This is a genomic window from Escherichia sp. KS167_9B, from assembly GCF_030295215.1.
In the GTDB taxonomy this organism is placed as follows: Bacteria; Pseudomonadota; Gammaproteobacteria; order Enterobacterales; family Enterobacteriaceae; genus Escherichia; species Escherichia coli_F.
Genome location: NZ_AP025754.1, coordinates 1804652 through 1830938 on the forward strand (window position 1 = coordinate 1804652; position 26287 = coordinate 1830938).

Annotated in this window: 23 protein-coding genes and 2 pseudogenes; 17 read left to right on the plus strand and 8 right to left on the minus strand. The window is 49.0% G+C overall.

What is annotated here, in order from left to right:
• Positions 1-9 precede the first annotated feature (9 nt).
• A complete protein-coding gene (locus QUE34_RS09115) occupies positions 10-1767 on the plus strand; it encodes a bifunctional alpha/beta hydrolase/class I SAM-dependent methyltransferase (RefSeq protein WP_032302972.1) in 1758 nt (585 codons plus the stop codon).
• The gene (locus QUE34_RS09120; RefSeq protein ID WP_050486595.1) at positions 1757-3073 is read left to right on the plus strand and encodes a phosphatase PAP2/dual specificity phosphatase family protein; all 1317 of its coding nucleotides are present in this window, start codon (positions 1757-1759) and stop codon (positions 3071-3073) included. Before QUE34_RS09115 ends, QUE34_RS09120 begins: the two co-directional genes overlap by 11 nt.
• A gap of 53 nt (positions 3074-3126) precedes the next feature.
• On the opposite strand, the gene azoR is transcribed toward QUE34_RS09120, so the two are convergent.
• Positions 3127-3732, minus strand: a complete 606-nt coding sequence (gene azoR, locus QUE34_RS09125; RefSeq protein WP_032302973.1) for an FMN-dependent NADH-azoreductase — start codon at positions 3730-3732, stop codon at positions 3127-3129.
• A gap of 200 nt (positions 3733-3932) precedes the next feature.
• On the opposite strand from azoR, the gene hrpA reads away from it, so the two are divergent.
• Positions 3933-7835: an ATP-dependent RNA helicase HrpA gene (gene hrpA, locus QUE34_RS09130; RefSeq protein ID WP_286338952.1), complete on the plus strand. Its 3903-nt coding sequence runs from the start codon at positions 3933-3935 to the stop codon at positions 7833-7835.
• Between the two features lie 102 nt (positions 7836-7937).
• Here hrpA and QUE34_RS09135 read toward each other — a convergent pair whose 3' ends face one another.
• Both QUE34_RS09135 and QUE34_RS09140 read right to left on the minus strand, forming a co-directional pair.
• Positions 7938-8168: a hypothetical protein gene (locus QUE34_RS09135; RefSeq protein ID WP_241232115.1), complete on the minus strand. Its 231-nt coding sequence runs from the start codon at positions 8166-8168 to the stop codon at positions 7938-7940.
• Positions 8169-8235: 67 nt separating this feature from the next.
• Positions 8236-8730, minus strand: a complete 495-nt coding sequence (locus tag QUE34_RS09140; protein ID WP_032302975.1) for an SMI1/KNR4 family protein — start codon at positions 8728-8730, stop codon at positions 8236-8238.
• A gap of 196 nt (positions 8731-8926) precedes the next feature.
• Here QUE34_RS09140 and QUE34_RS28580 point away from each other — a divergent pair.
• The 3 genes and pseudogenes from QUE34_RS28580 to aldA form a co-directional block, all read left to right on the plus strand.
• Positions 8927-9004, plus strand: a pseudogene (locus QUE34_RS28580) (hypothetical protein); the annotation flags it as partial.
• A gap of 115 nt (positions 9005-9119) precedes the next feature.
• Positions 9120-9920 (plus strand): annotated as a pseudogene (gene ydcF, locus QUE34_RS09145) (DUF218 domain-containing protein YdcF).
• Positions 9921-10113: 193 nt separating this feature from the next.
• Positions 10114-11553, plus strand: a complete 1440-nt coding sequence (gene aldA / locus QUE34_RS09150; RefSeq protein ID WP_032184135.1) for an aldehyde dehydrogenase — start codon at positions 10114-10116, stop codon at positions 11551-11553.
• A gap of 41 nt (positions 11554-11594) precedes the next feature.
• On the opposite strand, the gene gap is transcribed toward aldA, so the two are convergent.
• On the minus strand, positions 11595-12596 hold the full coding sequence (gene gap, locus QUE34_RS09155) for a type I glyceraldehyde-3-phosphate dehydrogenase (protein ID WP_032302977.1): 1002 nt from the start codon (positions 12594-12596) through the stop codon (positions 11595-11597).
• Between the two features lie 188 nt (positions 12597-12784).
• Here gap and cybB point away from each other — a divergent pair, with 188 nt between their 5' ends.
• The 3 genes from cybB to yncP all read left to right on the plus strand — a co-directional run bounded on the left by cybB (position 12785) and on the right by yncP (position 13827).
• The gene (cybB, locus tag QUE34_RS09160; protein ID WP_105268472.1) at positions 12785-13315 is read left to right on the plus strand and encodes a cytochrome b561; all 531 of its coding nucleotides are present in this window, start codon (positions 12785-12787) and stop codon (positions 13313-13315) included.
• Positions 13316-13559: 244 nt separating this feature from the next.
• Complete coding sequence (locus QUE34_RS09165) at positions 13560-13733, plus strand: YdcA family protein (protein WP_000731856.1); 174 nt, start codon at positions 13560-13562, stop codon at positions 13731-13733.
• 25 nt (positions 13734-13758) lie between these two features.
• Positions 13759-13827 (plus strand): hypothetical protein, encoded by a 69-nt coding sequence (yncP, locus tag QUE34_RS09170; protein WP_212591405.1) that lies wholly within the window; start codon positions 13759-13761, stop codon positions 13825-13827.
• On the opposite strand, the gene hokB is transcribed toward yncP, so the two are convergent.
• Positions 13805-13954: a type I toxin-antitoxin system toxin HokB gene (gene hokB, locus QUE34_RS09175; protein WP_001309484.1), complete on the minus strand. Its 150-nt coding sequence runs from the start codon at positions 13952-13954 to the stop codon at positions 13805-13807. The genes yncP and hokB overlap by 23 nt on opposite strands.
• 389 nt (positions 13955-14343) lie before the next feature.
• On the opposite strand from hokB, the gene trg reads away from it, so the two are divergent.
• Positions 14344-15984 carry a methyl-accepting chemotaxis protein Trg gene (gene trg / locus QUE34_RS09185; protein WP_032302979.1) on the plus strand — a complete coding sequence of 547 codons (1641 nt, stop codon included), beginning with the start codon at positions 14344-14346 and terminating at the stop codon, positions 15982-15984.
• 37 nt (positions 15985-16021) lie between these two features.
• On the opposite strand, the gene QUE34_RS09190 is transcribed toward trg, so the two are convergent.
• Positions 16022-16945, minus strand: a complete 924-nt coding sequence (locus QUE34_RS09190; RefSeq protein WP_000414564.1) for a LysR substrate-binding domain-containing protein — start codon at positions 16943-16945, stop codon at positions 16022-16024.
• Positions 16946-17161: 216 nt separating this feature from the next.
• Here QUE34_RS09190 and hglS point away from each other — a divergent pair, with 216 nt between their 5' ends.
• The 4 genes from hglS (at position 17162) to rimL (ending at position 21351) form a co-directional block, all read left to right on the plus strand.
• Complete coding sequence (gene hglS, locus QUE34_RS09195) at positions 17162-18505, plus strand: 2-oxoadipate dioxygenase/decarboxylase HglS (RefSeq protein WP_032302980.1); 1344 nt, start codon at positions 17162-17164, stop codon at positions 18503-18505.
• Positions 18506-18729: 224 nt separating this feature from the next.
• Positions 18730-20385, plus strand: a complete 1656-nt coding sequence (gene opgD / locus QUE34_RS09200; protein ID WP_000375956.1) for a glucan biosynthesis protein OpgD — start codon at positions 18730-18732, stop codon at positions 20383-20385.
• Positions 20386-20524: 139 nt separating this feature from the next.
• Complete coding sequence (locus QUE34_RS09205) at positions 20525-20749, plus strand: HP1242/YdcH family protein (protein ID WP_001296778.1); 225 nt, start codon at positions 20525-20527, stop codon at positions 20747-20749.
• 62 nt (positions 20750-20811) lie between these two features.
• A complete protein-coding gene (gene rimL / locus QUE34_RS09210; RefSeq protein WP_032302988.1) occupies positions 20812-21351 on the plus strand; it encodes a 50S ribosomal protein L7/L12-serine acetyltransferase in 540 nt (179 codons plus the stop codon).
• Here rimL and ydcK read toward each other — a convergent pair.
• Entirely contained in the window at positions 21343-22323 is a 981-nt protein-coding gene (ydcK, locus tag QUE34_RS09215; RefSeq protein ID WP_286338953.1) for a YdcK family protein, read from the minus strand. The genes rimL and ydcK overlap by 9 nt on opposite strands.
• 123 nt (positions 22324-22446) lie before the next feature.
• Between ydcK and tehA the strand changes: the two genes are divergently transcribed.
• The 3 genes from tehA to QUE34_RS09230 all read left to right on the plus strand — a co-directional run bounded on the left by tehA (position 22447) and on the right by QUE34_RS09230 (position 24999).
• The gene (gene tehA / locus QUE34_RS09220; RefSeq protein ID WP_001376850.1) at positions 22447-23439 is read left to right on the plus strand and encodes a dicarboxylate transporter/tellurite-resistance protein TehA; all 993 of its coding nucleotides are present in this window, start codon (positions 22447-22449) and stop codon (positions 23437-23439) included.
• Positions 23436-24029, plus strand: a complete 594-nt coding sequence (tehB, locus tag QUE34_RS09225) for a tellurite resistance methyltransferase TehB (RefSeq protein ID WP_105268473.1) — start codon at positions 23436-23438, stop codon at positions 24027-24029. The genes tehA and tehB overlap by 4 nt, the downstream gene beginning before the upstream one ends.
• A gap of 301 nt (positions 24030-24330) precedes the next feature.
• Complete coding sequence (locus QUE34_RS09230; RefSeq protein ID WP_032302991.1) at positions 24331-24999, plus strand: DUF3313 domain-containing protein; 669 nt, start codon at positions 24331-24333, stop codon at positions 24997-24999.
• A 34-nt stretch (positions 25000-25033) separates the two neighbouring features.
• Here the strand turns inward: QUE34_RS09230 and ydcO are convergent, their stop codons facing one another.
• Positions 25034-26245 (minus strand): BenE family transporter YdcO, encoded by a 1212-nt coding sequence (ydcO, locus tag QUE34_RS09235; protein WP_072000952.1) that lies wholly within the window; start codon positions 26243-26245, stop codon positions 25034-25036.
• Positions 26246-26287 lie beyond the last annotated feature (42 nt).

Genomic DNA, 26287 nt, shown 5'->3' on the forward strand with positions numbered 1-26287 from the left:
ATAGAGAAAATGGAAAATTCACGCATCCCTGGGGAACATTTTTTTACCACCAGTGATAATACAGCGTTGTTTTATCGGCACTGGCCCGCTTTACAGCCAGGGGTGAAAAAGGTCATCGTCTTATTTCATCGCGGTCATGAACATTCTGGTCGTCTACAACATATCGTTGATGAACTGGCGATGCCAGATACTGCTTTTTATGCCTGGGATGCCCGAGGGCATGGACAAACTTCGGGGCCGCGTGGTTATAGCCCATCTCTTGCGCGTTCAGTGCAGGATGTCGATGAATTTGTCCGTTTTGCTGCCAGCGACAGCCAGGTTGGACTGGAAGAGGTGGTTGTGATCGCGCAAAGTGTCGGCGCAGTGCTGGTTGCCACATGGGTTCATGATTATGCGCCTGCAATTCGCGGGCTGGTGCTGGCTTCTCCTGCCTTTAAGGTTAAATTGTATGTGCCGCTGGCACGTCCTGCGCTGGCGTTATGGCATCGTCTGCGTGGTCTGTTTTTTATTAATTCCTATGTGAAAGGATGCTATTTGACCCACGATTGGGAACGGGCAGCGAGTTTCAATAATGATCCGCTGATCACACGGGCGATTGCCGTCAATATCTTGCTCGATCTCTATAAAACGTCTGAACGTATTGTTAGCGATGCGGCGGCGATTACGCTCCCTACGCAACTATTGATATCGGGCGATGACTATGTGGTACATCGCCAACCGCAGATTGATTTTTATCAGAGATTACGTAGCCCTCTGAAAGAGCTGCATCTGCTGCCGGGCTTTTATCACGACACGTTGGGTGAAGAGAACAGGGCGCAGGCATTTGAAAAAATGCAAAGCTTTATTAGTCGCTTATATGCTAACAAGTCGCAAAAATTTGATTATCAGCATGAAGACCGCACAGGACCATCTGCGGATCGATGGCGGCTCCTTTCTGGTGGACCCGTGCCATTATCGCCGATTGATTTGGCGTATCGCTTTATGCGAAAGGCGATGAAACTGTTCGGGGCGCAATCTGCGGGCCTGCATCTCGGAATGAGCACCGGCTTTGATTCAGGCAGTTCGCTGGATTATGTTTATCAAAATCAACCGCAAGGCAGTAACGCATTCGGGCGTTTTATCGACAAAATCTACCTGAACAGTGTTGGCTGGCGCGGTATTCGCCAGCGCAAAGCCCATTTACAAATGCTGATTAAACAAGCCGTTGCCGATCTCCACGCCAAAGGTTTAGCCGTCCGCGTGGTTGACATTGCCGCAGGGCATGGGCGCTATGTACTGGATGCGCTGGCAAACGAGCCTGCCGTAAGCGATATTTTGTTACGTGATTACAGTGAGTTAAATGTTGCACAGGGGCAAGAGATGATTGCCCAAAAGGGAATGTCTGGGCGGGCGCGTTTTGAACAGGGCGATGCGTTTAATACGGCAGAACTCAGCGCGTTAACTCCGCGGCCTACGTTGGCGATTGTCTCTGGCCTGTATGAGCTTTTTCCCGAAAACGAGCAGGTAAAAAACTCCCTCGCTGGTCTTGCCAATGCCATCGAACCGGGTGGCATTCTCATCTACACCGGGCAGCCGTGGCACCCACAACTGGAGCTGATTGCCGGGGTGTTAACCAGTCATAAAGATGGTAAACCGTGGGTAATGCGCGTGCGTTCGCAAGGGGAGATGGATTCGCTCGTGCGTAATGCCGGATTTGATAAATGCACACAACGGATTGATGAGTGGGGCATTTTTACGGTTTCGATGGCGGTGCGTCGTGACCACTGAACGCCGGAGCGTATTGCTACAAGGAGCTGGCTGGTTATTGTTGCTGGCCCCGTTTTTCTTCTTCACATATGGATTTCTTAATCAGTTCACCGCGTTTCAGGATCTTAACAATCATGATATCCCCAGTCAGGTATTCGGTTGGGAAACGGCGATCCCTTTTCTTCCCTGGACTATTGTTCCTTACTGGAGTCTGGATCTTTTATATGGATTTTCGCTGTTCGTTTGTCGCTCGACATTCGAACAGCGCCGACTGGTCCACCGGCTTATTCTGGCAACGGTAATGGCCTGTTGCGGTTTTTTGCTCTATCCGCTGAAGTTTAGTTTTATCCGCCCTGAAATGAGTGGGGTGACGGGATGGCTATTTTCGCAACTTGAACTGTTTGATCTGCCTTATAACCAGTCCCCTTCGCTGCATATTATTCTCTGCTGGCTACTTTGGCGTCACTTTCGTCAGCATCTGGCTGTGAGGTGGCGTAAAGTCTGTGGCGGATGGTTTTTACTCATCGCCATTTCGACGCTGACGACCTGGCAGCATCATTTTATTGATGTCATCACAGGGCTGGCAGTAGGTATGTTGATTGACTGGATGGTGCCCGTCGACCGTCGCTGGAATTATCAGACACCTGACCAACGTCGAATCAAAATAGCACTGCCATATGTCGTAGGCGCGTGTTCGTGCATAGTATTGATGACGCTAATGATGATGAATCAGTTACGGTGGTCAGTCTGGTTATGTTGGCCAGTATTATCGCTACTCATTATTGGCCGTGGGTACGGTGGGCTTGGCGCGATAACAACAGGGAAAGATAGTCAGGGGAAACTCCCGCCTGCCGTTTACTGGCTGACATTGCCCTGGCGCATCGGTATGTGGATATCGATGCACTGGTTTTGTCGTCGGCTGGAGCCGGTGAGCGAAATTACTGCGGGTGTTTATTTAGGGACGTTTCCACGACATATTCCGGCACAGAATGCGGTTCTGGACGTCACCTTTGAATTCCCTCGCGGACGAGCGACAAAAGATCGACTCTATTTTTGTGTACCTATGTTGGATCTGGTGGTTCCGGATGAGGGAGAGCTCCGACAGGCCGTGGCGATGCTGGAAACATTACGCAAAGAGCAAGGCAGCATTCTGGTCCATTGCGCGTTGGGATTATCGCGCAGTGCGCTGGTGGTGGCCGCATGGCTGTTATGTTACGGACACTGTAAAACCGTTGATGAAGCGATTAACTATATTCGCGTCAGACGCCCGCAGATTGTGCTGACAGACGAGCACAAAGCGATGCTGAGATTGTGGGAGAACAGGTAAGTGGATTGAGATGTGGACTGAATATCTACAGTCCACATCAAAATAGTGTCCGGTTATGCAGCAACAATACTGTCGATGGCTGCTTTCGCGTCAGACTGTGCTTTCGCTGCCATTTCCGGGCCGTACGCGATCCCTTCGGCGAAGACAAATTTCACATCGGTAATGCCGATAAAGCCCAGGAATGTGGACAGATACGGCGTTACCAGATCCGTTGGGCCATCTTTATGGATCCCACCGCGGCTGGTAATAACGATGGCTTTTTTACCCGTTACCAGACCTTCCGGACCGTTCTCGGTATAGCGGAAAGTAACGCCTGCACGTGCCACCAGGTCAAAATAGTTTTTCAACTGAGTTGAGATGTTGAAGTTATACATCGGTGCCGCAATAACGATAACGTCGTGGGCTTTCAGCTCGGCAATCAGCTCATCGGAAAGCGCCAGAGCTTCCTGCTGACGCGGAGTCAGCGGCGCATCGCTCGGACGCAGTGCACCAACCAGTTCGCCATCCAGTACCGGAATCTGATTTGCAGCCAGGTCACGCACGGTGATTTCATCAGCGGAGTGCTTTTCGCGCCATTGTTCAACAAAATAATCGGACAACTGATTAGACTGAGAGTACCCTGCCAGGATGCTGGATTTAAGAACTAATACCTTGCTCATGGTGTTTCCTTATAGATGTTTGAATGGGCGATGCCCCGTTGCTTGTTGACACTTTATTCACAATCCTGCCACAGAGATAGCGCAATAAATCGAAGCCTATGTTCGAATTTATTGAACAACGCATAGAAAGCCGCGATGTGGTACTCTATATCTATCATTTAAAAGAAAATTAATCAGGCAGCCTGCTGCCCACTAACGTTATGACAGAACAACAAAAATTGACCTTTACGGCCTTGCAGCAACGGTTGGATTCGCTGATGCTGCGTGATAGACTGCGTTTTTCCCGCCGTCTGCACGGCGTGAAGAAGGTTAAAAATCCTGATGCACAACAGGCCATTTTCCAGGAGATGGCGAAAGAGATTGACCAGGCGGCAGGGAAAGTCCTGCTGCGTGAAGCAGCACGACCGGAAATCACTTATCCGGACAATTTGCCGGTTAGTCAGAAAAAGCAGGACATTCTCGAAGCAATCCGTGATCACCAGGTGGTGATCGTCGCCGGGGAAACGGGTTCCGGTAAAACGACTCAGTTACCGAAAATCTGTATGGAACTGGGCCGCGGGATTAAAGGGCTGATCGGCCACACCCAGCCGCGTCGTCTGGCGGCACGAACGGTGGCGAACCGTATTGCGGAAGAGCTGAAAACGGAGCCGGGCGGTTGCATCGGGTATAAAGTGCGTTTCAGCGATCACGTAAGTGATAACACGATGGTCAAGCTGATGACCGACGGTATCCTGCTGGCGGAGATCCAGCAAGACCGCCTGCTGATGCAGTACGACACCATCATTATTGACGAAGCGCACGAACGCAGCCTGAATATCGATTTTCTCCTCGGTTATTTGAAAGAGTTGCTGCCGCGGCGTCCTGACCTAAAAATCATTATCACTTCCGCGACTATCGACCCGGAACGCTTTTCGCGCCACTTTAATAATGCGCCGATTATCGAAGTCTCCGGTCGTACCTATCCGGTGGAGGTGCGCTATCGCCCGATTGTTGAAGAAGCTGATGACACCGAGCGCGACCAGTTGCAGGCGATTTTCGATGCCGTAGACGAACTGAGCCAGGAAAGCCCTGGCGACATTCTGATTTTTATGAGCGGCGAGCGAGAAATTCGCGATACCGCCGATGCGCTGAACAAGCTGAACTTACGCCATACGGAAATTCTTCCGCTTTATGCACGGCTTTCGAACAGCGAGCAGAACCGCGTCTTCCAGTCGCACAGCGGACGGCGCATTGTGCTGGCGACTAACGTCGCGGAAACCTCGCTGACTGTGCCGGGGATTAAATACGTTATCGACCCAGGTACGGCGCGTATCAGCCGCTACAGCTATCGCACCAAAGTGCAGCGTCTGCCGATTGAGCCCATTTCGCAGGCTTCAGCTAATCAGCGTAAAGGCCGCTGTGGTCGTGTGTCAGAAGGGATCTGCATTCGTCTTTATTCCGAAGACGATTTCCTCTCGCGCCCGGAATTTACCGAACCGGAGATTCTGCGTACCAACCTGGCCTCGGTTATTTTGCAGATGACCGCGCTGGGGCTGGGCGATATCGCTGCGTTCCCGTTTGTAGAAGCGCCGGATAAACGCAATATCCAGGATGGCGTGCGTCTGCTCGAAGAGCTGGGCGCGATCACCACTGATGAACAGGCCAGCGCCTATAAACTGACGCCGCTCGGTCGCCAGCTCTCGCAACTGCCAGTCGATCCTCGTCTGGCGCGAATGGTGCTGGAAGCGCAGAAACATGGCTGCGTGCGTGAGGCGATGATTATCACTTCCGCGCTCTCTATTCAGGACCCGCGTGAGCGGCCAATGGACAAGCAGCAGGCATCGGACGAAAAACATCGTCGCTTTCACGATAAAGAATCCGACTTCCTGGCGTTTGTAAATCTGTGGAATTATCTCGGCGAGCAGCAAAAGGCGCTCTCTTCAAACGCCTTCCGTCGCCTGTGCCGTACCGATTACCTTAACTATCTGCGCGTGCGCGAATGGCAGGATATCTACACCCAGTTGCGCCAGGTGGTGAAAGAACTTGGCATTCCGGTTAACAGCGAACCGGCGGAGTATCGCGAAATTCACATCGCCTTACTGACAGGTTTGCTTTCGCATATCGGCATGAAAGATGCCGATAAACAGGAATATACCGGCGCACGTAACGCGCGTTTCTCCATCTTCCCCGGTTCTGGTTTATTCAAGAAGCCGCCGAAATGGGCAATGGTGGCGGAACTGGTAGAAACCAGCCGCCTGTGGGGGCGCATTGCGGCACGTATCGATCCGGAATGGGTAGAGCCAGTTGCCCAGCATTTGATTAAACGCTCCTACAGCGAACCGCACTGGGAACGGGCGCAGGGCGCGGTGATGGCAACTGAAAAAGTCACCGTTTACGGGTTGCCGATTGTTGCTGCGCGTAAGGTCAACTACAGCCAGATTGATCCTGCGCTGTGTCGTGAACTTTTTATTCGCCACGCGCTGGTGGAAGGTGACTGGCAGACGCGTCACGCATTCTTCCGTGAAAACCTGAAACTACGGGCAGAAGTGGAAGAACTGGAACACAAATCACGTCGCCGCGATATTCTGGTGGATGACGAAACGTTGTTTGAGTTTTACGACCAGCGCATCAGCCATGATGTGATCTCTGCACGTCACTTTGATAGTTGGTGGAAAAAAGTCAGCCGCGAAACGCCTGATTTGCTCAACTTTGAAAAGAGCATGTTGATCAAAGAAGGGGCGGAAAAAATCAGCAAGCTGGATTACCCGAACTTTTGGCATCAGGGTAATCTCAAGCTGCGTTTAAGCTATCAGTTTGAGCCGGGGGCGGATGCTGACGGTGTGACCGTGCATATTCCGCTGCCGTTACTTAACCAGGTTGAGGAAAGCGGGTTTGAATGGCAGATCCCCGGCCTGCGCCGTGAACTGGTGATTGCTCTAATCAAATCGTTGCCGAAACCGGTACGGCGTAATTTTGTGCCCGCGCCAAACTACGCCGAAGCGTTTTTAGGTCGCGTCACGCCGCTGGAACTGCCGTTGCTCGACAGCCTTGAGCGCGAGCTACGGCGGATGACCGGCGTTACCGTTGACCGCGAAGACTGGCACTGGGAGCAGGTGCCCGATCACCTGAAAATCACCTTCCGCGTGGTGGACGACAAAAATAAGAAGCTAAAAGAAGGGCGCTCATTACAGGATCTGAAAGACGCCCTGAAAGGCAAAGTGCAGGAAACGCTTTCCGCCGTTGCCGATGATGGTATTGAGCAAAGCGGGTTACATATCTGGAGCTTCGGTAATTTACCGGATCACTACGAGCAGAAACGTGGCAACTACAAAGTGAAGGCCTGGCCTGCGCTGGTGGATGAGCGTGACAGCGTAGCGATTAAGCTTTTTGATAACCCGCAGGAACAACAGCAGGCTATGTGGCGTGGTTTGCGTCGCTTGCTGTTGCTGAACATTCCGTCGCCAATTAAATATCTGCATGAGAAACTGCCGAACAAAGCGAAGCTGGGTCTCTACTTTAACCCGTACGGTAAAGTGCTGGATCTCATTGACGACTGCATCTCCTGCGGTGTTGATAAATTGATTGATGAGGCGGGCGGCCCGGTCTGGACGGAAGAAGGCTTTGCTGCGCTTCATGAAAAAGTCCGCGCTGAACTGAACGACACGGTGGTGGATATTGCGAAGCAGGTCGAGCAAATCCTTACGGCAGTGTTCAATATCAACAAACGCCTGAAAGGACGGGTGGATATGACCATGGCGCTGGGGCTTTCTGACATTAAAGCGCAGATGGGTGGGCTGGTGTATCGCGGTTTTGTCACTGGTAATGGCTTCAAACGGCTGGGCGACACGCTGCGTTATTTGCAGGCGATTGAAAAGCGTCTGGAAAAACTGGCGGTTGACCCGCACCGTGACCGTGCTCAGATGCTGAAAGTTGAAAACGTCCAGCAGGCGTGGCAGCAATGGATCAACAAACTGCCGCCCGCACGTCGTGAGGATGAGGATGTGAAAGAGATCCGTTGGATGATAGAAGAACTGCGCGTTAGTTACTTCGCTCAACAACTTGGTACGCCTTATCCGATTTCAGATAAGCGTATTTTGCAGGCGATGGAGCAGATTAGCGGTTAACGCTGCTATTTGCCTGATAAATCTAAAACCCGGTAAGCATTTAGCGCCGGGTTTTTTCTTTATGAATTCTGAAAAATAGCAAGGGCGGTACTCCTTACGTGCTTATAACAAATCTGCTTGATGAGGACGATATACTGGATACCAAATATTACTGCAACAAAGAACTTCACTATTTTTGTCACAAATAAAAATCGTAATTTCCATATCATCCCAACCGTTAACATCTCTGACGACCATCCATAATGGAACATCAAGGCCGAATGATTTCATACCATCAGGAAGAAATTTAATAGCCGTGATTTGGTATGCTAACGAGCTATTAAGATTATACATTTTACAATATTTCTCTGCTATAGAATTCACTTTTTTTCAGTAAGAACATGAGTGATAATTTTATTATTCATGATACATGATATTGCTGTAAATAAAGAATCATTTCAACTTGCATTTCCACTAACTCACCAAAATTTTCAAAGCATAACTCACAAGGGAAATCACCAACATCATCGGTAAATATACCAAAATCATGAATTAGAATATAAATTTTTAGGCTGTTGCGGTCAAGAAAAGCGACACTCCCGTCGCCAAAACTACCAACAGGAAAAGGATCAATGTTGTTCAATGATGGATATTCTTTTTTATACTCTTCCCATTGTTGAAAAAATAGAGGGTAATATCTGTCCAGATCATTCAAAGTATAAATTTGAGGATCGGCAAAATGACATGCGCCAAAATGAGATAATAACTGCCGATAGTCTTTTGGAATATGTGTCGCGTATTTATCCTCAAATAAAAGAAGGTTATCTTCAGTTTCTGGAGCGGTTACGCAACCTGTAAGTCCTGTTGCTTTTACGGCAGGCCAGGCGGTTTCTAAAAGTTGAAATATTTTTTCCATGTATGTTTCTCGACATATAGCATTGTGTTGATGAATAAAAATGGTAATTCGGCACCATAGACAGATAGTAGTTTATAGCTGAGAGCAGATATTATTCAATTAAAATTTAAGGAATTACCACTAATGAGCGTGTTGCAAATGTTCCCCTTGATTGAGAAATATAAGAATGAATATTATATAAATATCACACCAGATTATCTATCATTTAAAAATGATACAACATTATGTTATTGATGTTTTATCAACAGTTTCTCCGCAAATACAGTATGACTAAAACCAGTGTCTGGTTCGCGATGGCGCGATAGAAAAAGCATCATCTTCCTTTCAGAGTGCTCCGCTTCTCATTATTATCTCACGCAGTATTCTTAAGGGAACGATAAGGAGGAACCATGAACATTACCCCGTTTCCGACGCTTTCGCCGGCAACCATAGATGCCATAAATGTTATCGGTCAGTGGCTGGCGCAGGATGATTTCTCCGGTGAGGTGCCGTATCAGGCCGATTGCGTGATCCTTGCAGGCAATGCGGTTATGCCGACTATCGATGCGGCATGTAAGATTGCCCGCGATCAGCAAATTCCTCTACTGATTAGTGGTGGTATCGGTCACTCGACAACTTTTTTGTATAGCGCCATCGCACAGCATCCGCACTACAACACTATCCGCACCACTGGCAGAGCAGAAGCTACCATCCTGGCGGATATCGCTCATCAGTTCTGGCACATTCCGCATGAAAAAATCTGGATTGAAGACCAGTCAACAAACTGCGGTGAAAACGCACGCTTTAGCATCGCGCTATTGAATCAGGCCGTAGAAAGAGTTCATACGGCTATCGTTGTTCAGGACCCCACCATGCAGCGGCGCACAATGGCGACGTTCCGTCGTATTACCGGTGACAATCCAGACGCACCTCGTTGGTTAAGTTATCCCGGATTCGTTCCTCAGTAGGGAAATAACGAAGACAGTGTAATCTTTATTAACCAGTTAGAAGGATTATGGGCGGTTGAGCGTTATCTCTCACTACTCACTGGCGAGCTGCCACGTTTACGCGATGATAGCGATGGCTACGGTCCACGCGGGCGAGATTTTATCGTTCACGTTGATTTTCCGGCAGAAGTCATCCAGGCATGGCAAACGCTGAAACACGATGCGGTGCTCATCGAGGCGATGGAAAGTCGTTCGCTACGTTGAAAATTGCCCGTTTGAGAACAACTGTTTGCAAACGGGCATGACTCCTTACTTTTTTTTCTGCCTTTTATTCCTTTTACCCTTCTTTTTATGAAGCTCTTCACAGATTTGTCCTTTCAAGATGCTGTCTCTATGATGATTGATATTAATTAACAAATAATTTACCAAATACACACATTAATCACAGGAGTCTCCCATGTCAGTACCCGTTCAACATCCTATGTATATCGATGGACAGTTTGTTACCTGGCGTGGAGACGCATGGATTGATGTGGTTAACCCCGCAACAGAGGCGGTGATTTCCCGCATTCCCGATGGTCAGGCTGAAGATGCTCGCAAAGCAATCGACGCCGCAGAGCGCGCGCAGCCAGAATGGGAAGCATTGCCTGCCATTGAACGCGCCAGTTGGTTGTGCAAAATCTCCGCCGGGATCCGCGAACGCGCCGGTGAAATCAGTGCGCTGATTGTTGAAGAAGGGGGCAAGATCCAGCAGCTGGCTGAAGTCGAAGTGGCTTTTACTGCGGACTATATCGATTACATGGCGGAGTGGGCACGGCGTTATGAAGGCGAGATTATTCAAAGCGATCGTCCAGGAGAAAATATTCTTCTCTTTAAACGTGCGCTTGGCGTGACTACCGGCATTCTGCCGTGGAACTTCCCGTTCTTCCTCATTGCCCGCAAAATGGCTCCCGCTCTTTTGACCGGTAATACCATCGTCATTAAACCCAGTGAATTTACGCCAAACAATGCGATTGCTTTTGCCAAAATTGTCGATGAAATAGGCCTTCCACGCGGTGTGTTTAACCTTGTGCTGGGGCGTGGTGAAACTGTTGGGCAAGAACTGGCGGGTAACCCAAAGGTCGCAATGGTCAGTATGACAGGCAGCGTCTCTGCAGGTGAAAAGATCATGGCGACTGCAGCAAAAAATATCACAAAAGTGTGTCTGGAATTGGGTGGTAAAGCACCAGCTATCGTAATGGACGATGCCGATCTTGAACTGGCAGTCAAAGCCATCGTTGATTCACGCGTCATTAATAGTGGGCAAGTGTGTAACTGTGCAGAACGTGTTTATGTACAGAAAGGCATTTATGATCATTTCGTCAATCGGCTGGGTGAAGCGATGCAGGCGGTTCAATTTGGTAACCCCGCTGAACGCAACGACATTGCGATGGGGCCGTTGATTAACGCCGCGGCGCTGGAAAGGGTCGAGCAAAAAGTGGCGCGCGCAGTCGAAGAGGGGGCGAGAGTGGCGTTGGGGGGCAAGGCAGTAGAGGGGAAAGGATATTATTATCCGCCGACATTGCTACTGGATGTTCGTCAGGAAATGTCGATCATGCACGAGGAAACCTTTGGCCCGGTGCTGCCAGTGGTCGCATTTGACACGCTGGAAGAGGCTATCGCAATGGCTAATGACAGTGATTACGGCCTGACCTCATCACTCTATACCCAAAATCTGAACGTCGCGATGAAAGCTATTAAAGGGCTGAAGTTTGGTGAAACTTACATCAACCGTGAAAACTTCGAAGCTATGCAAGGATTCCACGCCGGATGGCGTAAATCCGGTATTGGCGGCGCAGATGGCAAACATGGCTTGCATGAATACCTGCAGACCCAGGTGGTTTATTTACAGTCGTAATGAGTGAAAGAGGCGGAGGCTTTTCCCTCCGCCTTTGCTCGTCAGAGTTTAGCGAATTTTTCGAGGGTGCGAATAAGCTGCGTGACGAAGCCATATTCGTTATCATACCAGGCGACCGTTTTCACCAGCTGTAAATCGCCCACGGTGGTAATTTCGGTTTGCGTGGCATCAAACACCGACCCGAAATGGCTGCCAATGATATCAGAAGAGACTATTTCTTCATCGGTATAACCAAATGACTCGTTATTGTTTGTCGCGTTTTTAAGCGCGTTGTTCACCTCTTCGGCAGTCACTTTTTTTCCAAGAATAGACACCAGTTCAGTCACCGAACCTGTTTTCACGGGTACGCGTTGCGCATGACCTTTCAGTTTGCCGCTCAGTTCTGGGATCACCAGACCAATGGCTTTTGCCGCGCCTGTAGTGTGGGGAATGATATTTTCTGCCGCTGCACGTGAAGCGCGTAGATCTTTACCTCGCGGGCCATCCACCAGTGACTGGGTGCCAGTATAGGCATGAATGGTCGTCATCGTGCCGACTTCTATTCCGAAACTGTCGTGCAAGGCTTTGGCCATCGGTGCAAGACAGTTAGTGGTGCATGACGCCACGGAAACAATGGTGTCGTTGCTATCCAGTGTGTCGTCATTGACGTTATAAACGATGGTTTTCATTTCACCGGCAGGGGCGGAAATCAACACCTTCTTCGCACCAGCATCAAGGTGCGCCTGCGATTTCTCGGCGGAGGTATAAAAGCCAGTACATTCGACAATGATTTCTGCGCCTTTCGCTTTCCATGGAATATTTTTAGCCTCTTTTTCGGCGTAAACCGCGATACTTTTTCCATCAACGATAAGTGAATCTTCCGTAAAATCAACGCTCCAGGGGAACGGTCCGTAGTTTGAATCATGTTTCAGCAGGTAGGCGAGAATTTTTGGGGAAGTGAGATCATTAATAGCGACAATGTCTATGTTACTTTTGACTTCAAGTAATCGACGCAACACCAGTCGACCGATACGACCAAAACCGTTAATACCAACTTTACTCATGGTCTTCTCCTGTCAGGAACGTTCGGATGAAAATTGATCCTTTCCAGGCTTAGACCAGGATGGCGGGATGGGCAATCTACATTCTTGCCGTGGAACGTAACGTACTGAAAACGGGTGAACAATATTTAATGAAATTTTAAGAAAAGCTCGTTATGTTAACGGCAAATTGTTTTAAAGCAGGAAATGTTATGGAAAATAAATACTCAAGGTTACAAATCAGCATTCACTGGCTGGTCTTTTTGTTGGTTATCGCAGCGTATTGCGCAATGGAGTTTCGTGGTTTCTTCCCACGTAGCGATCGGCCGCTCATCAACATGATTCATGTTTCCTGTGGCATCTCAATTCTCGTGCTGATGGTTGTTCGTCTTATGTTAAGGCTTAAAAACCCGACTCCGCCGATTGTACCTAAACCAAAACCGATGATGACGGGACTGGCACATTTGGGACATTTGGTGATCTATCTCCTGTTTATTGCGCTGCCAGTGATTGGTTTGGTGATGATGTATAACCGGGGCAACCCGTGGTTTGCGTTTGGTATGACAATGCCTTATGCAGCAGAGGCCAATTTCGAACGGGTTGATAGCTTAAAGTGGTGGCATGAGACGCTGGCGAATCTGGGATATTTTGTCATCGGGTTGCACGCTGCGGCTGCACTGGCACACCACTATTTCTGGAAGGACAACACACTTCTACGCATGATGCCGCGTAAACGTTCCTGAAGGATCTTTAAAGAAAACGCCTGTACTAAAACCGACCCGTGGTACAGGCGAAGAATACGGGCCTACATCGGAAGCGCCTATTATATTTATTTGTATGACAAATAAAACCATAATCCTTGTCCATATGTCCATCTGGCTTATCTTTAATCAATTCACCCGATCTTTGATCTCATCAACGGTATCAAAATAAACCAGCGTATAACGTTCAAATCGAACATAAGATTCGATAAACCATGGAGGTTATATGAAAAAATTGGCACTTATCTTGGTTATGGGAGCGCTTGTTTCCTTTTATGCCGATGCCGGGCGCAAACCCTGTTCTGGTTCGAAAGGGGGGATCTCACACTGTACAGCAGGTGGCAAATTTGTCTGTAATGATGGTTCTATTAGTGCATCGAAAAAAACATGCACTAACTGAAGTGTAAAAGGGGTGCCATGAGAAAATGAATCTGCTAGTCAGATGCGCGGGGAAAATCCCCGCGCTTGCCCTTACCTGGACGTGCAGGCCATGAGCGCAGCAACCTCCTTATCACCGTCCCGGAACCGCAGTTCGTAGAGCGTTTGTCGGGTCAGGAGTGTGAATGTCAGAATCGTAATGCAGATAATGAGCAGACACACCACCAGAGGGTTGCGCTTCATAGCCTTTCTCCTTGCCGGATGGCGGGTAAGAGGCTAACATCTGAATTGCTTGGTTCATTCGTTGGCCTCGGTTGATAGAAATATCGGTCGGGGCCTTCGTCTTTCTGATTCCCGGTTAGCCTGAAAACAGAAAGTCTCAGGCACCCGCAGGCATCCTATGAGGTTTCCTTAGGGACGAAAATAATCACTTGACGAAATTGCGTGCTGTTTTCCAGAATTTTTCGTCATTCGGTTTAGCCGTTCGTTACTCTCTTCATTCCAATGGCATTATTCTTCTCTGCCATAATTGTTGTAAAAATGTGACGCAAAGAGGTTTTTGGTCATAAGTAATTACCGTCAAGTGCCGATGACTTTCTATCAGGAGTAAACCTGGACGAGAGACAACGGTAATGAATACAACTCCCTCACAGCGATTAGGTTTTTTGCATCACATCAGGCTGGTTCCGTTATTTGCCTGCATTCTTGGCGGTATCTTACTTCTGTTTGCCTTGAGTTCAGCCCTGGCTGGCTATTTCCTCTGGAAGGCCGATCGCGATCAGCGTGATGTGACTGCAGAGATTGAGGTTCGGACCGGGTTAGCGAACAGCTCAGATTTTTTGCGTTCGGCCCGGATCAATATGATTCAGGCCGGGGCCGCGAGTCGTATTGCGGAAATGGAAGCAATGAAGCGAAATATTGCGCAAGCCGAATCGGAGATTAAACAGTCGCAGCAAGGTTATCGGGCTTACCGGAGTCGGCCGGTGAAAACACCTGCTGATGAAGCTCTCGAGGCTGAATTAAATCAACGTTTCCAGGCTTATATCACGGGTATCCAACCCATGCTGAAATATGCCAAAAATGGCATGTTTGAGGCGATTATCAATCATGAAAGTGAGCAGATCCGACCGCTGGATAATGCTTATACCGATATTTTGAACAAAGCCGTTAAGATACGTAGCACCAGAGCCAACCAACTGGCGGAACAGGCCCATCAGCGTACCCGCCTGGGTGTGATGTTTATGATTGGCGCGTTTGTGCTTGCCGTGGTCATGACGCTGATAACATTTATGGTGCTACGTCGGATCGTCATTCGTCCACTGCAACATGCCGCACAACGGATTGAAAAAATTGCCAGTGGCGATCTGACGATGAATGATGAACCGGCGGGTCGTAATGAAATCGGTCGCTTAAGTCATCATTTACAGCAAATGCAGCATTCACTGGGGATGACTGTAGGGACCGTTCGACAGGGCGCGGAAGAGATTTATCGTGGCACCAGCGAAATTTCCGCTGGCAATGCGGACCTGTCATCTCGCACCGAAGAACAAGCGGCGGCAATCGAACAAACTGCCGCCAGCATGGAGCAACTCACTGCAACGGTGAAACAGAATGCGGATAACGCGCATCATGCCAGCAAACTGGCGCAAGAGGCTTCTATTAAAGCCAGCGATGGCGGGCAGACGGTTTCCGGTGTAGTAAAAACGATGGGCGCTATCTCCACGAGTTCGAAGAAAATTTCCGAGATCACTTCCGTCATCAACAGTATTGCTTTCCAGACGAATATTCTGGCACTGAATGCTGCCGTTGAAGCCGCGCGAGCGGGTGAGCAAGGACGTGGATTTGCCGTTGTCGCCAGCGAAGTACGGACACTCGCAAGCCGCAGCGCTCAGGCGGCAAAAGAGATTGAAGGCTTGATCAGTGAATCAGTCAGATTAATTGACCTGGGATCGGATGAGGTAGCAACGGCAGGGAAAACCATGAGCACTATTGTTGATGCCGTCGCGAGTGTCACACATATCATGCAGGAGATTGCCGCCGCCTCGGATGAGCAAAGCAGAGGCATAACGCAGGTGAGCCAGGCGATTTCCGAAATGGATAAGGTGACGCAACAGAATGCTTCTCTGGTAGAAGAGGCCTCAGCGGCGGCGGTGTCCCTTGAAGAACAGGCTGCACGATTAACTGAGGCGGTGGACGTATTCCGTCTGAACAAACATTCTGTGTCGGCAGAACCTCGCGGAGCTGGTGAACCAGTTAGTTTCGCTACGGTGTGAAAATGTTAAAGGAGGGATCGACAGATCCCTTCACCTTTCAGAACGGCATTGATTTTCGAATAGCGTTAATCATCAACTGGCAACCAGAAGAGAACGTCGCATCTACGCGGGTCAGTATTCCAATCGGTTCGCCTGCACCATGACCCGGAACAGGCAGGGCCACCAGCGTGGCATGACGCAGGTCGTCTTTTACAGCGCCAGAAGGGACAAACCACACGTAGTCGTATTCAACCGTAAGTTGACGAGATAGCGAAGCAGACAGTGTTTCGATACAGCCCGAAGGAATTTTACAGCCCTGGCTCTGCACTAATGCATCTGAATGCTGGCGTGGCGCAGTGCCTTCTGGTGATACAACAACCGGCCATTCCAGCACCCGGCTTAGCGTTACGTTCTCCTGAAGTAGCGGGTGATTAGGGCGGACGACCAGCTTCAGCGATTCAAGAAACAGCAGTTCATAATTAAGCCCGGTCATCAGTTCAGGATCTGACATCCGACCAATGCCGATATCGATTTCGCCAGTCTTCAAACCCGCCAGAATCATAGGGTTACTCATTGTCGCAACTTGCAAGGTCGTCTCTTTTTGTTGCTGATGAAACTGACCTATAACCGAAGGTAATATTCCCAGCGCCGCGGTAGGTAATGCACCTACCCTGACGACATCATTGTTAAGACCTTCTTTACGATGAAGCGACTGTCCGGCAGTGTTAATAGCGTCAAGAACTCTGACTGCATGTGTTAAAAATTGTTCGCCGGGTAAGGTAAGTTGCGCCCCCTGACGACCACGCTCAAACAAGCGAGCGCCCGTCAGCTGCTCCAGTTCATTCAATGTTTTAGAGAGCGCAGGTTGACTCAAATTAAGGGTTTCAGCCGCGCGCCCCAAAGTTCCTTGTTGTGCGACAGCTACGAATGTATGAAGGTGGCGCAAACGGATGCGCTGACTAAACAGACTATTTTTTTCCATAAGCGATGTTAAAAACGAAGCAGTGTCGCTGACAAGTGAAGTTGTTTGATTATGATAACTTAGTTGCAAAATATTATTAACAAATAAAGCAATTGTGTTACAGCGAAATGGATAATATTGATGTTTTCGCGGCGAGATCACAGTTTGCAAATTCTTCCCGCCAGAGTGAATGCGGTTACCTACACTCCAGATTACTGACCACTGGAGGCAGACATTATGGCGAACAGCATCACGGCGGATGAGATTCGGGAACAGTTTTCGCAGGCAATGTCAGCCATGTACCAGCAAGAAGTTCCGCAGTACGGCACGCTGCTGGAACTGGTAGCTGATGTGAATCTGGCTGTGCTGGAAAACAATCCTCAACTGCACGAAAAAATGGTAAATGCAGACGAGCTGGCGCGACTGAATGTTGAACGTCATGGGGCAATTCGCGTTGGGACTGCACAAGAGCTTGCTACTCTTCGGCGGATGTTTGCCATTATGGGGATGTACCCGGTGAGCTATTACGATCTCTCGCAGGCGGGCGTGCCGGTACATTCCACAGCATTTCGGCCCATTGATGATGCTTCTCTGGCGCGTAATCCCTTCCGCGTTTTTACCTCATTACTCCGTCTTGAGCTTATCGAGAACGAATTTTTGCGCCAGAAAGCGGCGGAGATTCTGCGTCAGCGCGATATCTTCACCCCACGTTGTCGACAACTGTTAGAGGAGTATGAGCAGCGGGGCGGTTTTAACGAAACACAGGCACAGGAGTTTGTGCAGGAAGCCCTGGAAACGTTTCGCTGGCACCAGTCAGCAACGGTTGATGAAGAAACCTATCGTGCGTTGCACAACGAACATCGGCTGATTGCTGATGTGGTCTGTTTTCCTGGGTGCCATATCAACCACCTGACGCCACGTACGCTGGATATTGACCGTGTGCAGTCGATGATGCCTGAATGCGGAATTGAACCCAAAATTCTGATCGAAGGGCCGCCGCGCCGCGAGGTACCGATTTTACTACGCCAGACCAGCTTTAAAGCACTGGAAGAGAAGGTGTTGTTTGCGGGGCAGAAACAGGGCACGCATACCGCGCGCTTTGGTGAAATAGAGCAGCGTGGCGTGGCATTAACGCCGAAAGGACGACAAATGTATGATGATCTTCTGCGGAACGCTGGAACCGGGCAGGATAATCTCACTCATCAAATGCATTTACAGGAAACCTTCCGCACTTTTCCTGACAGTGAGTTTTTAATGCGTCAGCAAGGGTTGGCATGGTTCCGATATCGTTTGACGCCTTCAGGTGAGGCGCATCGTCAGGCGATTCATCCCGGAGACGATCCACAACCCTTAATTGAACGTGGTTGGGTAGTGGCACAACCCATTACTTATGAAGATTTTTTGCCTGTTAGCGCGGCGGGGATCTTCCAGTCAAATCTGGGTAATGAAACGCAGGCACGCAGTCACGGTAATGCCAGCCGCGAAGCTTTCGAACATGCGTTGGGATGCCCAGTTTTTGATGAGTTCCAGCTTTATCAGGAAGCGGAAGAACGCAGTAAACGCCGCTGTGGTTTGCTTTAAATTTTGACTATCTGCCTTTGCAAAAATTTGCCTGATTTTACAAACGAATCAGGCTCATCCCATCGACATAAAAAAATTGCCGATTAATGCATATTCTCTGAGTTCAACAATTGGATTATTAATAAATATTGTCTAGAGTGAGCGGTCATAAATAAGCACTTTCTTGCCGCTGAAAACGACCAGCGCGGGACCATTCACAACACCAGAAGGACTCACTTTCAGGTATGGATCGTAGACGATTTATTAAAGGTTCAATGGCTATGGCCGCCGTGTGCGGTACCAGCGGCATTGCTTCTCTTTTTTCTCAGGCGGCATTCGCGGCAGATTCTGATATTGCCGACGGGCAAACCCAGCGTTTTGACTTCTCCATTCTACAGTCAATGGCGCACGACTTAGCGCAAACCGCGTGGCGTGGTGCGCCGCGTCCGTTACCTGACACTCTGGCGACAATGACGCCGCAGGCTTATAACAGTATTCAATACGACGCCGAAAAATCGCTCTGGCATAACGTTGAGAACCGTCAACTGGACGCTCAGTTCTTCCATATGGGAATGGGATTCCGTCGCCGCGTTCGTATGTTTTCTGTAGATCCAGCAACACATCTGGCGCGTGAAATTCACTTTCGCCCGGAGTTGTTCAAATACAACGATGCGGGTGTGGATACCAAACAATTAGAAGGGCAAAGCGATCTCGGTTTTGCCGGTTTTCGCGTGTTTAAAGCCCCCGAACTGGCGCGCCGTGATGTCGTATCATTCCTCGGCGCGAGTTATTTCCGCGCCGTTGATGACACATATCAATACGGTTTGTCGGCCCGCGGCCTGGCGATCGACACTTACACCGACAGCAAAGAAGAGTTCCCCGACTTTACCGCCTTCTGGTTTGATACGGTAAAACCAGGGGCAACCACCTTTACCGTTTATGCGTTGCTCGATAGCGCCAGCATTACTGGTGCCTATAAGTTCACTATCCATTGTGAGAAAAGTCAGGTGATTATGGATGTGGAAAATCACCTGTATGCGCGCAAAGACATTAAACAGCTGGGCATTGCGCCGATGACCAGCATGTTCAGCTGCGGCACTAATGAACGTCGGATGTGCGACACCATTCATCCGCAAATCCATGACTCTGATCGTCTGTCCATGTGGCGGGGCAACGGCGAGTGGATTTGCCGTCCGCTGAATAATCCGCAAAAATTGCAGTTCAATGCTTACACCGACAACAACCCGAAAGGGTTTGGTTTATTGCAACTGGATCGCGATTTCTCTCATTATCAGGACATTATGGGCTGGTATAACAAACGCCCAAGTCTGTGGGTGGAACCGCGTAACAAGTGGGGTAAGGGCACCATCGGCCTGATGGAAATCCCAACAACGGGCGAAACGCTGGATAACATTGTCTGCTTCTGGCAGCCAGAAAAAGCTGTAAAAGCGGGTGATGAGTTTGCATTCCAGTATCGTCTGTACTGGAGTGCGCAACCGCCTGTTCATTGCCCATTAGCGCGCGTTATGGCAACGCGTACCGGCATGGGCGGTTTCCCGGAAGGTTGGGCGCCTGGTGAACACTATCCCGAAAAATGGGCGCGTCGTTTTGCCGTCGATTTCGTTGGTGGTGATCTGAAAGCTGCCGCACCAAAAGGCATTGAGCCGGTGATTACGCTTTCCAGTGGGGAAGCGAAGCAAATCGAAATTCTCTATATTGAACCCATTGATGGTTATCGTATTCAGTTTGACTGGTATCCGACTTCGGACTCCACTGATCCGGTCGATATGCGGATGTATCTGCGTTGTCAGGGCGACGCTATCAGTGAAACATGGCTGTATCAGTATTTCCCGCCAGCGCCGGATAAACGTCAGTATGTTGACGACCGCGTGATGAGTTAATCGTTTTTTCTTCGGCACCTTCTTCGGGAGGTGCCGTCTGGTTAAACACGATCCCGCTCGCATTTTTCCCTAAGTTAAATGAGTAATCTGATAGTGTGTATTTCAGATACACCTTGTCAGCCACTAACAGGGAGTGCGTATGTTTCCAGAATACCGAGATTTAATATCCCGTCTGAAAAACGAAAATCCTCGCTTTATGTCCTTGTTCGATAAACACAATAAACTTGATCATGAAATTGCCAGAAAGGAAGGTTCCGACGGTCGAGGGTACAATGCGGAAGTGGTCCGCATGAAAAAACAAAAGCTACAGTTAAAAGATGAGATGCTCAAAATCCTGCAGCAGGAGAGCGTCAAAGAGGTGTAAACTTTCCTAAGCCGCCAGCCAGGCGGCTTTTTTAACAGTGGTATGGATTGACTGGAGATAAGATGGCAGAAACGATAAAAGTAAGCGAATCACTAGAATTACATGCTGTTGCAGAAAGTCACGTCACACCTCTTCATCAGTTAATCTGTAAAAATAAAACATGGTTACAACAGTCGCTTAACTGGCCGCAGTTTGTTCAAAGTGAAGAGGACACGCGAAAAACGGTGCAGGGCAATGTAATGTTGCATCAACGCGGCTATGCCAAAATGTTCATGATTTTCAAAGAAGATGAACTTATCGGCGTTATCTCGTTTAATCGTATTGAACCACTGAATAAAACCGCTGAAATCGGCTACTGGCTGGACGAATCTCATCAGGGGCAGGGGATCATTTCTCAGGCGCTGCAGGCATTGATTCATCATTACGCTCAGTCTGGTGAACTTAGACGCTTCGTGATCAAATGTCGGGTGGATAATGCGCAAAGCAACCAGGTCGCTTTGCGCAATGGTTTTATCCTTGAAGGTTGCCTGAAACAGGCTGAGTTTCTGAATGATGCCTATGATGATGTGAACTTATACGCGCGTATTATCGATTCACAATAACCCTGCCAGCGGCGTTCGCGTAATGCGCTCTTCGCCGTTTATGACTTTTGGACCACGGAGATGAATCGTGTCGCCATCAAAGGCTTCAACGAGGGCGTGGTCGGTTAACTCCACATGGTTTTCAATTATCACCGCACCTGTTATATAGCTCTCACCTTGTATTATAACGTGCTCGTCGAGCAGAATCGGTCCGCCACTTACCACTGCCTTTCCGCCAATCAAGACATGATGTTTTAACACACAATTACCTTCCACAATGGCATATTCCGCTACCTGCGAACTGTAATGAATTGTCGGAATGGCATCTTCTTCTATGCCAGCTTTCACCTGCGCGTGACCGTAGACTTTAGCGCAATCGCATAGCCAGACGTTGTTCTCTTCATTACCTTCAATACTGGCAAAATCAAAAACTTCGGCGCGATGTTCAATAAAAGCATACCGGACGACGGCATCGCCATAAATTTGTGCCTGGTGGACAATACGCGAGGCGCTAACCCTTGCGCGATCATAAATTTGTAGCAGGAGTCGATGGTCGGAGGTTAAGCCTTGCGCGGCGACGATCATAGAATGTTGATCAATTAAGGCGTGACCAAATATTCTACATTGACCGCAAACTAATGAGTCACGAATGGTGACACTGTCACTTATATATGCACCCTGACTGACTTCACTATTATCGATCCAGACGTTATCCGTTGCGTAAACCTCTCCCCAAAGGACGCTGGTGCCGGTGATACGCGTATTACCGGAAATCACCGTTCCGCCGAACGCAATAGCATTCTGATCGTAAATCCAGCAATTTCCTTCCTGTGCTAACACCGTTTCGCGATCGATCCAGCCGCCAGCGGTTCCTGCTATCACATCGTTAAAATCGCTCATGGCGATAATTTGCCGTAATAACACACTTTTTTTAGTGCCATCATCCTGATAACTAAAGGCTCGCTGTTCTTCACTTAGACGATATTTGCGCATAGCGTTTTCCCACAGGTGACTTACTATAACCGTAGCAAATTCTGCGGCTCTGGCTATGCTCGAGAAAATTCCATAAAATGCATTTAAAATATACTTTATAAATTAAACAAAATGAGTAAGAAGATGCAGAGCGATAAAGTGCTCAATTTGCCGGCAGGCTACTTTGGTATTGTGTTGGGGACGATAGGGATGGGATTTGCCTGGCGCTATGCCAGCCAGGTTTGGCAGGTCAGCCACTGGTTAGGGGATGGGCTAGTGATTCTGGCGATGATCATCTGGGGATTATTGACTAGCGCATTTATTACCCGACTCATACGTTTTCCGCATAGCGTGCTGGCGGAAGTGCGCCATCCAGTGATGAGCAGTTTTGTGAGTTTGTTTCCTGCAACGACGATGCTGGTAGCGATTGGTTTTGTTCCGTGGTTTCGCCCACTGGCGGTATGCCTGTTCAGTTTTGGTGTCGTGGTTCAGTTGGCTTATGCCGCCTGGCAAACTGCGGGATTATGGCGCGGATCTCATCCTGAAGAAGCTACCACGCCTGGACTGTATCTGCCGACAGTTGCCAACAACTTTATCAGCGCAATGGCCTGTGGTGCATTGGGCTACACCGACGCCGGTCTGGTGTTTTTAGGCGCAGGCGTTTTCTCATGGTTAAGCCTGGAACCGGTGATCTTGCAGCGTCTGCGCAGTTCGGGAGAATTACCCACGGCGCTGCGGACATCACTCGGCATTCAGCTCGCTCCTGCGCTGGTGGCCTGTAGTGCCTGGCTGAGCGTCAACGGCGGCGAGGGTGACACGCTGGCGAAAATGCTTTTCGGTTATGGGCTGCTGCAACTGCTGTTTATGCTACGTCTGATGCCATGGTATCTCTCCCAGCCATTTAATGCTTCATTCTGGAGTTTCTCGTTCGGCGTATCTGCACTGGCAACCACCGGTTTGCATCTGGGGAGTGGCAGCGATAATGGATTTTTCCATACCCTGGCGGTGCCGCTGTTTATCTTTACCAATTTTATAATTGCAATACTGCTCATCCGAACTTTCGCGCTTCTGATGCAGGGGAAATTGTTAATCAGAACCGAGCGCGCCGTTTTAATGAAAGCTGAGGACAAAGAATGATCATTCGTGACGAAAACTATTTTACTGATAAGTATGAATTAACCCGCACACACTCTGAAGTACTGGAAGCGGTGAAAGTGGTTAAACCCGGTAAAACGCTGGATCTGGGCTGTGGCAATAGTCGTAACAGTCTTTACCTGGCAGCCAATGGTTATGAAGTTGACGCATGGGATAAAAATGCCATGAGTATCGCCAACGTCGAGCGCATTAAATCCATTGAAAATCTGGATAATTTACACACCCGGGTTGTTGATCTGAATAACTTCACGTTTGATGGGCAATACGCTTTTATTCTTTCGACTGTGGTGCTGATGTTCCTTGAGGCTAAAACCATCCCTGGGCTGATTGCCAATATGCAACGTTGCACTAAACCTGGCGGTTACAACCTGATTGTGGCGGCGATGGATACCGCTGATTATCCATGTACCGTCGGCTTCCCGTTTGCCTTCAAAGAGGGAGAATTACGTCGATATTACGAAGGCTGGGAGATGGTGAAATACAATGAAGACGTCGGCGAGCTGCACCGCACCGACGCCAACGGTAATCGTATTAAACTGCGTTTCGCCACGATGCTGGCACGTAAAAAATGACCCGGTAAGAACAAGGCGCGTGAAAATGCCCGCGTTGAGATGGTTAACTGTTGTTCTTTTCGGTAAGCATATTTTTAATCAAAAGGATGTGAAATTAATCACGGTAGTCGAAGTTTTTCATCAGATTAACGCACTGATATTTAACTACTGATGATTGACTTAGCCCCTTTTTCGGCATTGACTATGTCGTCTGAAAAGGGGCTGAAAAATTTATTTTCACCAACACTTTTTTTGCCACAACACGAAGCGGTGCTTTTTGCTATAACTTAAAAAGTAATATAATCATCTCAGGAAACTATTCATGCGTACCACATCATTTACGAAAGTCGCAGCTTTATGCGGCTTGTTGGCTCTGTCTGGTTGTGCCTCTAAAATCACCCAGCCAGATAAATATTCTGGTTTTTTAAACAATTACTCTGATTTAAAAGAAACAACCTCAGCAACAGGTAAACCTGTTTTACGTTGGGTAGACCCGAGTTTTGATCAAAGCAAATATGACAGCATCGTCTGGAACCCAGTCACTTATTATCCGGTACCGAAACCATCTACCCAGGTAGGGCAGAAAGTTCTGGATAAAATTTTGAGTTATACCAACACCGAAATGAAAGAAGCGATTGCGCAGCGTAAACCACTGGTTACCACCGCTGGGCCGCGTAGTCTGATTTTCCGTGGGGCCATTACCGGTGTTGATACCAGCAAAGAAGGGCTGCAATTCTATGAAGTGGTTCCTGTCGCATTAGTGGTCGCGGGGACGCAAATGGCGACGGGCCACCGTACCATGGATACTCGCCTGTATTTTGAAGGTGAGCTGATTGATGCAGCTACTAATAAACCGGTTATCAAAGTCGTTCGTCAGGGCGAAGGTAAAGACCTGAATAACGAAAGTACGCCAATGGCTTTCGAAAATATTAAACAAGTTATTGATGACATGGCGACCGATGCCACTATGTTTGACGTTAACAAAAAGTAATTCCAGCCGCGCCATCGTAAGATGGCGCTTTTTATTATCGGTTTCTGTCAGCGATTAAATTCAACACCACGTAACAAACGCCTCCGGCAATTAATCCCCAGAACGCAGAACCAATCCCGACCAGCGTCAATCCACTTGCCGTTACCAGAAATGCCACCACCGCCGCGTCTCGCTCACGCTCATTATGCAGCGCCTGATACAAACTGCCGCCAATGGTACTTAACAGCGCCAGGCCTGCCAGCATCTGGATCCAACTTACGGGCAGAGCAGCCATCATCCCGGTAATAGCACTACCAAAAAGACCTGCGAGCAAATAAAAAATGCCTGCAACGGCAGCTGCCAGCCAACGTTGATCTTTATCCGGATGCGCTTCCGGGCTTTGACAAATAGCTGCGGTGATTGCCGCAATACCGACGGAATAAACGCCGAAAGGGGAAAAAACAAGCGCCAGCAATCCAGTAAACACAATCAACGGCGAAACAGGAGCCGAATATCCGGCTGCTTTCATTGCTGCGATACCTGGAGCGTTTTGCGATGCCATCGTCACCAGAAAAAGGGGGAGTGCAACGCTCAGACTGTGAGCAAACGAAAAATCAGGGGTAATATAAGTGGGGAGAACGGGTTTAAAGACAACATCATTTGTGACAACGTCATCTTGCGCGATAACGATCACGATCCCAATAATCATCGCGGCAATTACCGCATAGCGCGGCGCAACGGCCCTGGTTGCCAGCCATACCAGCAACATACTGCCACACAACGTAAACTGACCATCCAGACTTGCAAACGCCTGTAAACCAAAGCGTAACAAAATTCCGGCCAGCATCGCCGCTGCCAGCGAGTGCGGAATAATACGCATCAGACGGGCGAATAATCCCGTCATACCACAGAGGACTATTAACGCGTTGGTGACAATAAAAACACCGATGGCTTCGTTAAGTGTTAGTCCCTGCAATCCGGTAACCAGCAAAGCTGCGCCCGGCGTTGACCATGCAGTGAGAACAGGCACGCGATACCATAATGTCAGAGCCAGCGTACTGACGCCCATTGCCAGCCCCAGCGCCGTCATCCAGCCAGAGATTTGTGCAGTGGTGGCTCCGGCGACAATCGCTGCTTGCCAGATTATTGCCGCTGAACTGGCGTAGCCAATTAATACCGCCAGAAACCCCGCCAGTAGCGTGGGTGGAGGAATAGAAAACAGACGCATGGTCACCTCGTGCGTTATAGCGTACAGGTACCGTAGCATTTGTCCGTTATAACGCACAAGTGATAAACTTCCGCTTTGCCG

Coding starts and splice junctions, on each gene's coding strand:
- QUE34_RS09115 (WP_032302972.1), top strand. CDS start 10: ATGGAAAATTCACGCATCCCTGGGGAACATTTTTTTACCACCAGTGAT.
- azoR (WP_032302973.1), bottom strand. CDS start 3,732: ATGAGCAAGGTATTAGTTCTTAAATCCAGCATCCTGGCAGGGTACTCT.
- hrpA (WP_286338952.1), top strand. CDS start 3,933: ATGACAGAACAACAAAAATTGACCTTTACGGCCTTGCAGCAACGGTTG.
- QUE34_RS09135 (WP_241232115.1), bottom strand. CDS start 8,168: ATGTATAATCTTAATAGCTCGTTAGCATACCAAATCACGGCTATTAAA.
- QUE34_RS09140 (WP_032302975.1), bottom strand. CDS start 8,730: ATGGAAAAAATATTTCAACTTTTAGAAACCGCCTGGCCTGCCGTAAAA.
- aldA (WP_032184135.1), top strand. CDS start 10,114: ATGTCAGTACCCGTTCAACATCCTATGTATATCGATGGACAGTTTGTT.
- gap (WP_032302977.1), bottom strand. CDS start 12,596: ATGAGTAAAGTTGGTATTAACGGTTTTGGTCGTATCGGTCGACTGGTG.
- cybB (WP_105268472.1), top strand. CDS start 12,785: ATGGAAAATAAATACTCAAGGTTACAAATCAGCATTCACTGGCTGGTC.
- QUE34_RS09165 (WP_000731856.1), top strand. CDS start 13,560: ATGAAAAAATTGGCACTTATCTTGGTTATGGGAGCGCTTGTTTCCTTT.
- hokB (WP_001309484.1), bottom strand. CDS start 13,954: ATGAAGCGCAACCCTCTGGTGGTGTGTCTGCTCATTATCTGCATTACG.
- trg (WP_032302979.1), top strand. CDS start 14,344: ATGAATACAACTCCCTCACAGCGATTAGGTTTTTTGCATCACATCAGG.
- QUE34_RS09190 (WP_000414564.1), bottom strand. CDS start 16,945: ATGGAAAAAAATAGTCTGTTTAGTCAGCGCATCCGTTTGCGCCACCTT.
- hglS (WP_032302980.1), top strand. CDS start 17,162: ATGGCGAACAGCATCACGGCGGATGAGATTCGGGAACAGTTTTCGCAG.
- opgD (WP_000375956.1), top strand. CDS start 18,730: ATGGATCGTAGACGATTTATTAAAGGTTCAATGGCTATGGCCGCCGTG.
- QUE34_RS09205 (WP_001296778.1), top strand. CDS start 20,525: ATGTTTCCAGAATACCGAGATTTAATATCCCGTCTGAAAAACGAAAAT.
- rimL (WP_032302988.1), top strand. CDS start 20,812: ATGGCAGAAACGATAAAAGTAAGCGAATCACTAGAATTACATGCTGTT.
- ydcK (WP_286338953.1), bottom strand. CDS start 22,323: ATGCGCAAATATCGTCTAAGTGAAGAACAGCGAGCCTTTAGTTATCAG.
- tehA (WP_001376850.1), top strand. CDS start 22,447: ATGCAGAGCGATAAAGTGCTCAATTTGCCGGCAGGCTACTTTGGTATT.
- tehB (WP_105268473.1), top strand. CDS start 23,436: ATGATCATTCGTGACGAAAACTATTTTACTGATAAGTATGAATTAACC.
- QUE34_RS09230 (WP_032302991.1), top strand. CDS start 24,331: ATGCGTACCACATCATTTACGAAAGTCGCAGCTTTATGCGGCTTGTTG.
- ydcO (WP_072000952.1), bottom strand. CDS start 26,245: ATGCTACGGTACCTGTACGCTATAACGCACGAGGTGACCATGCGTCTG.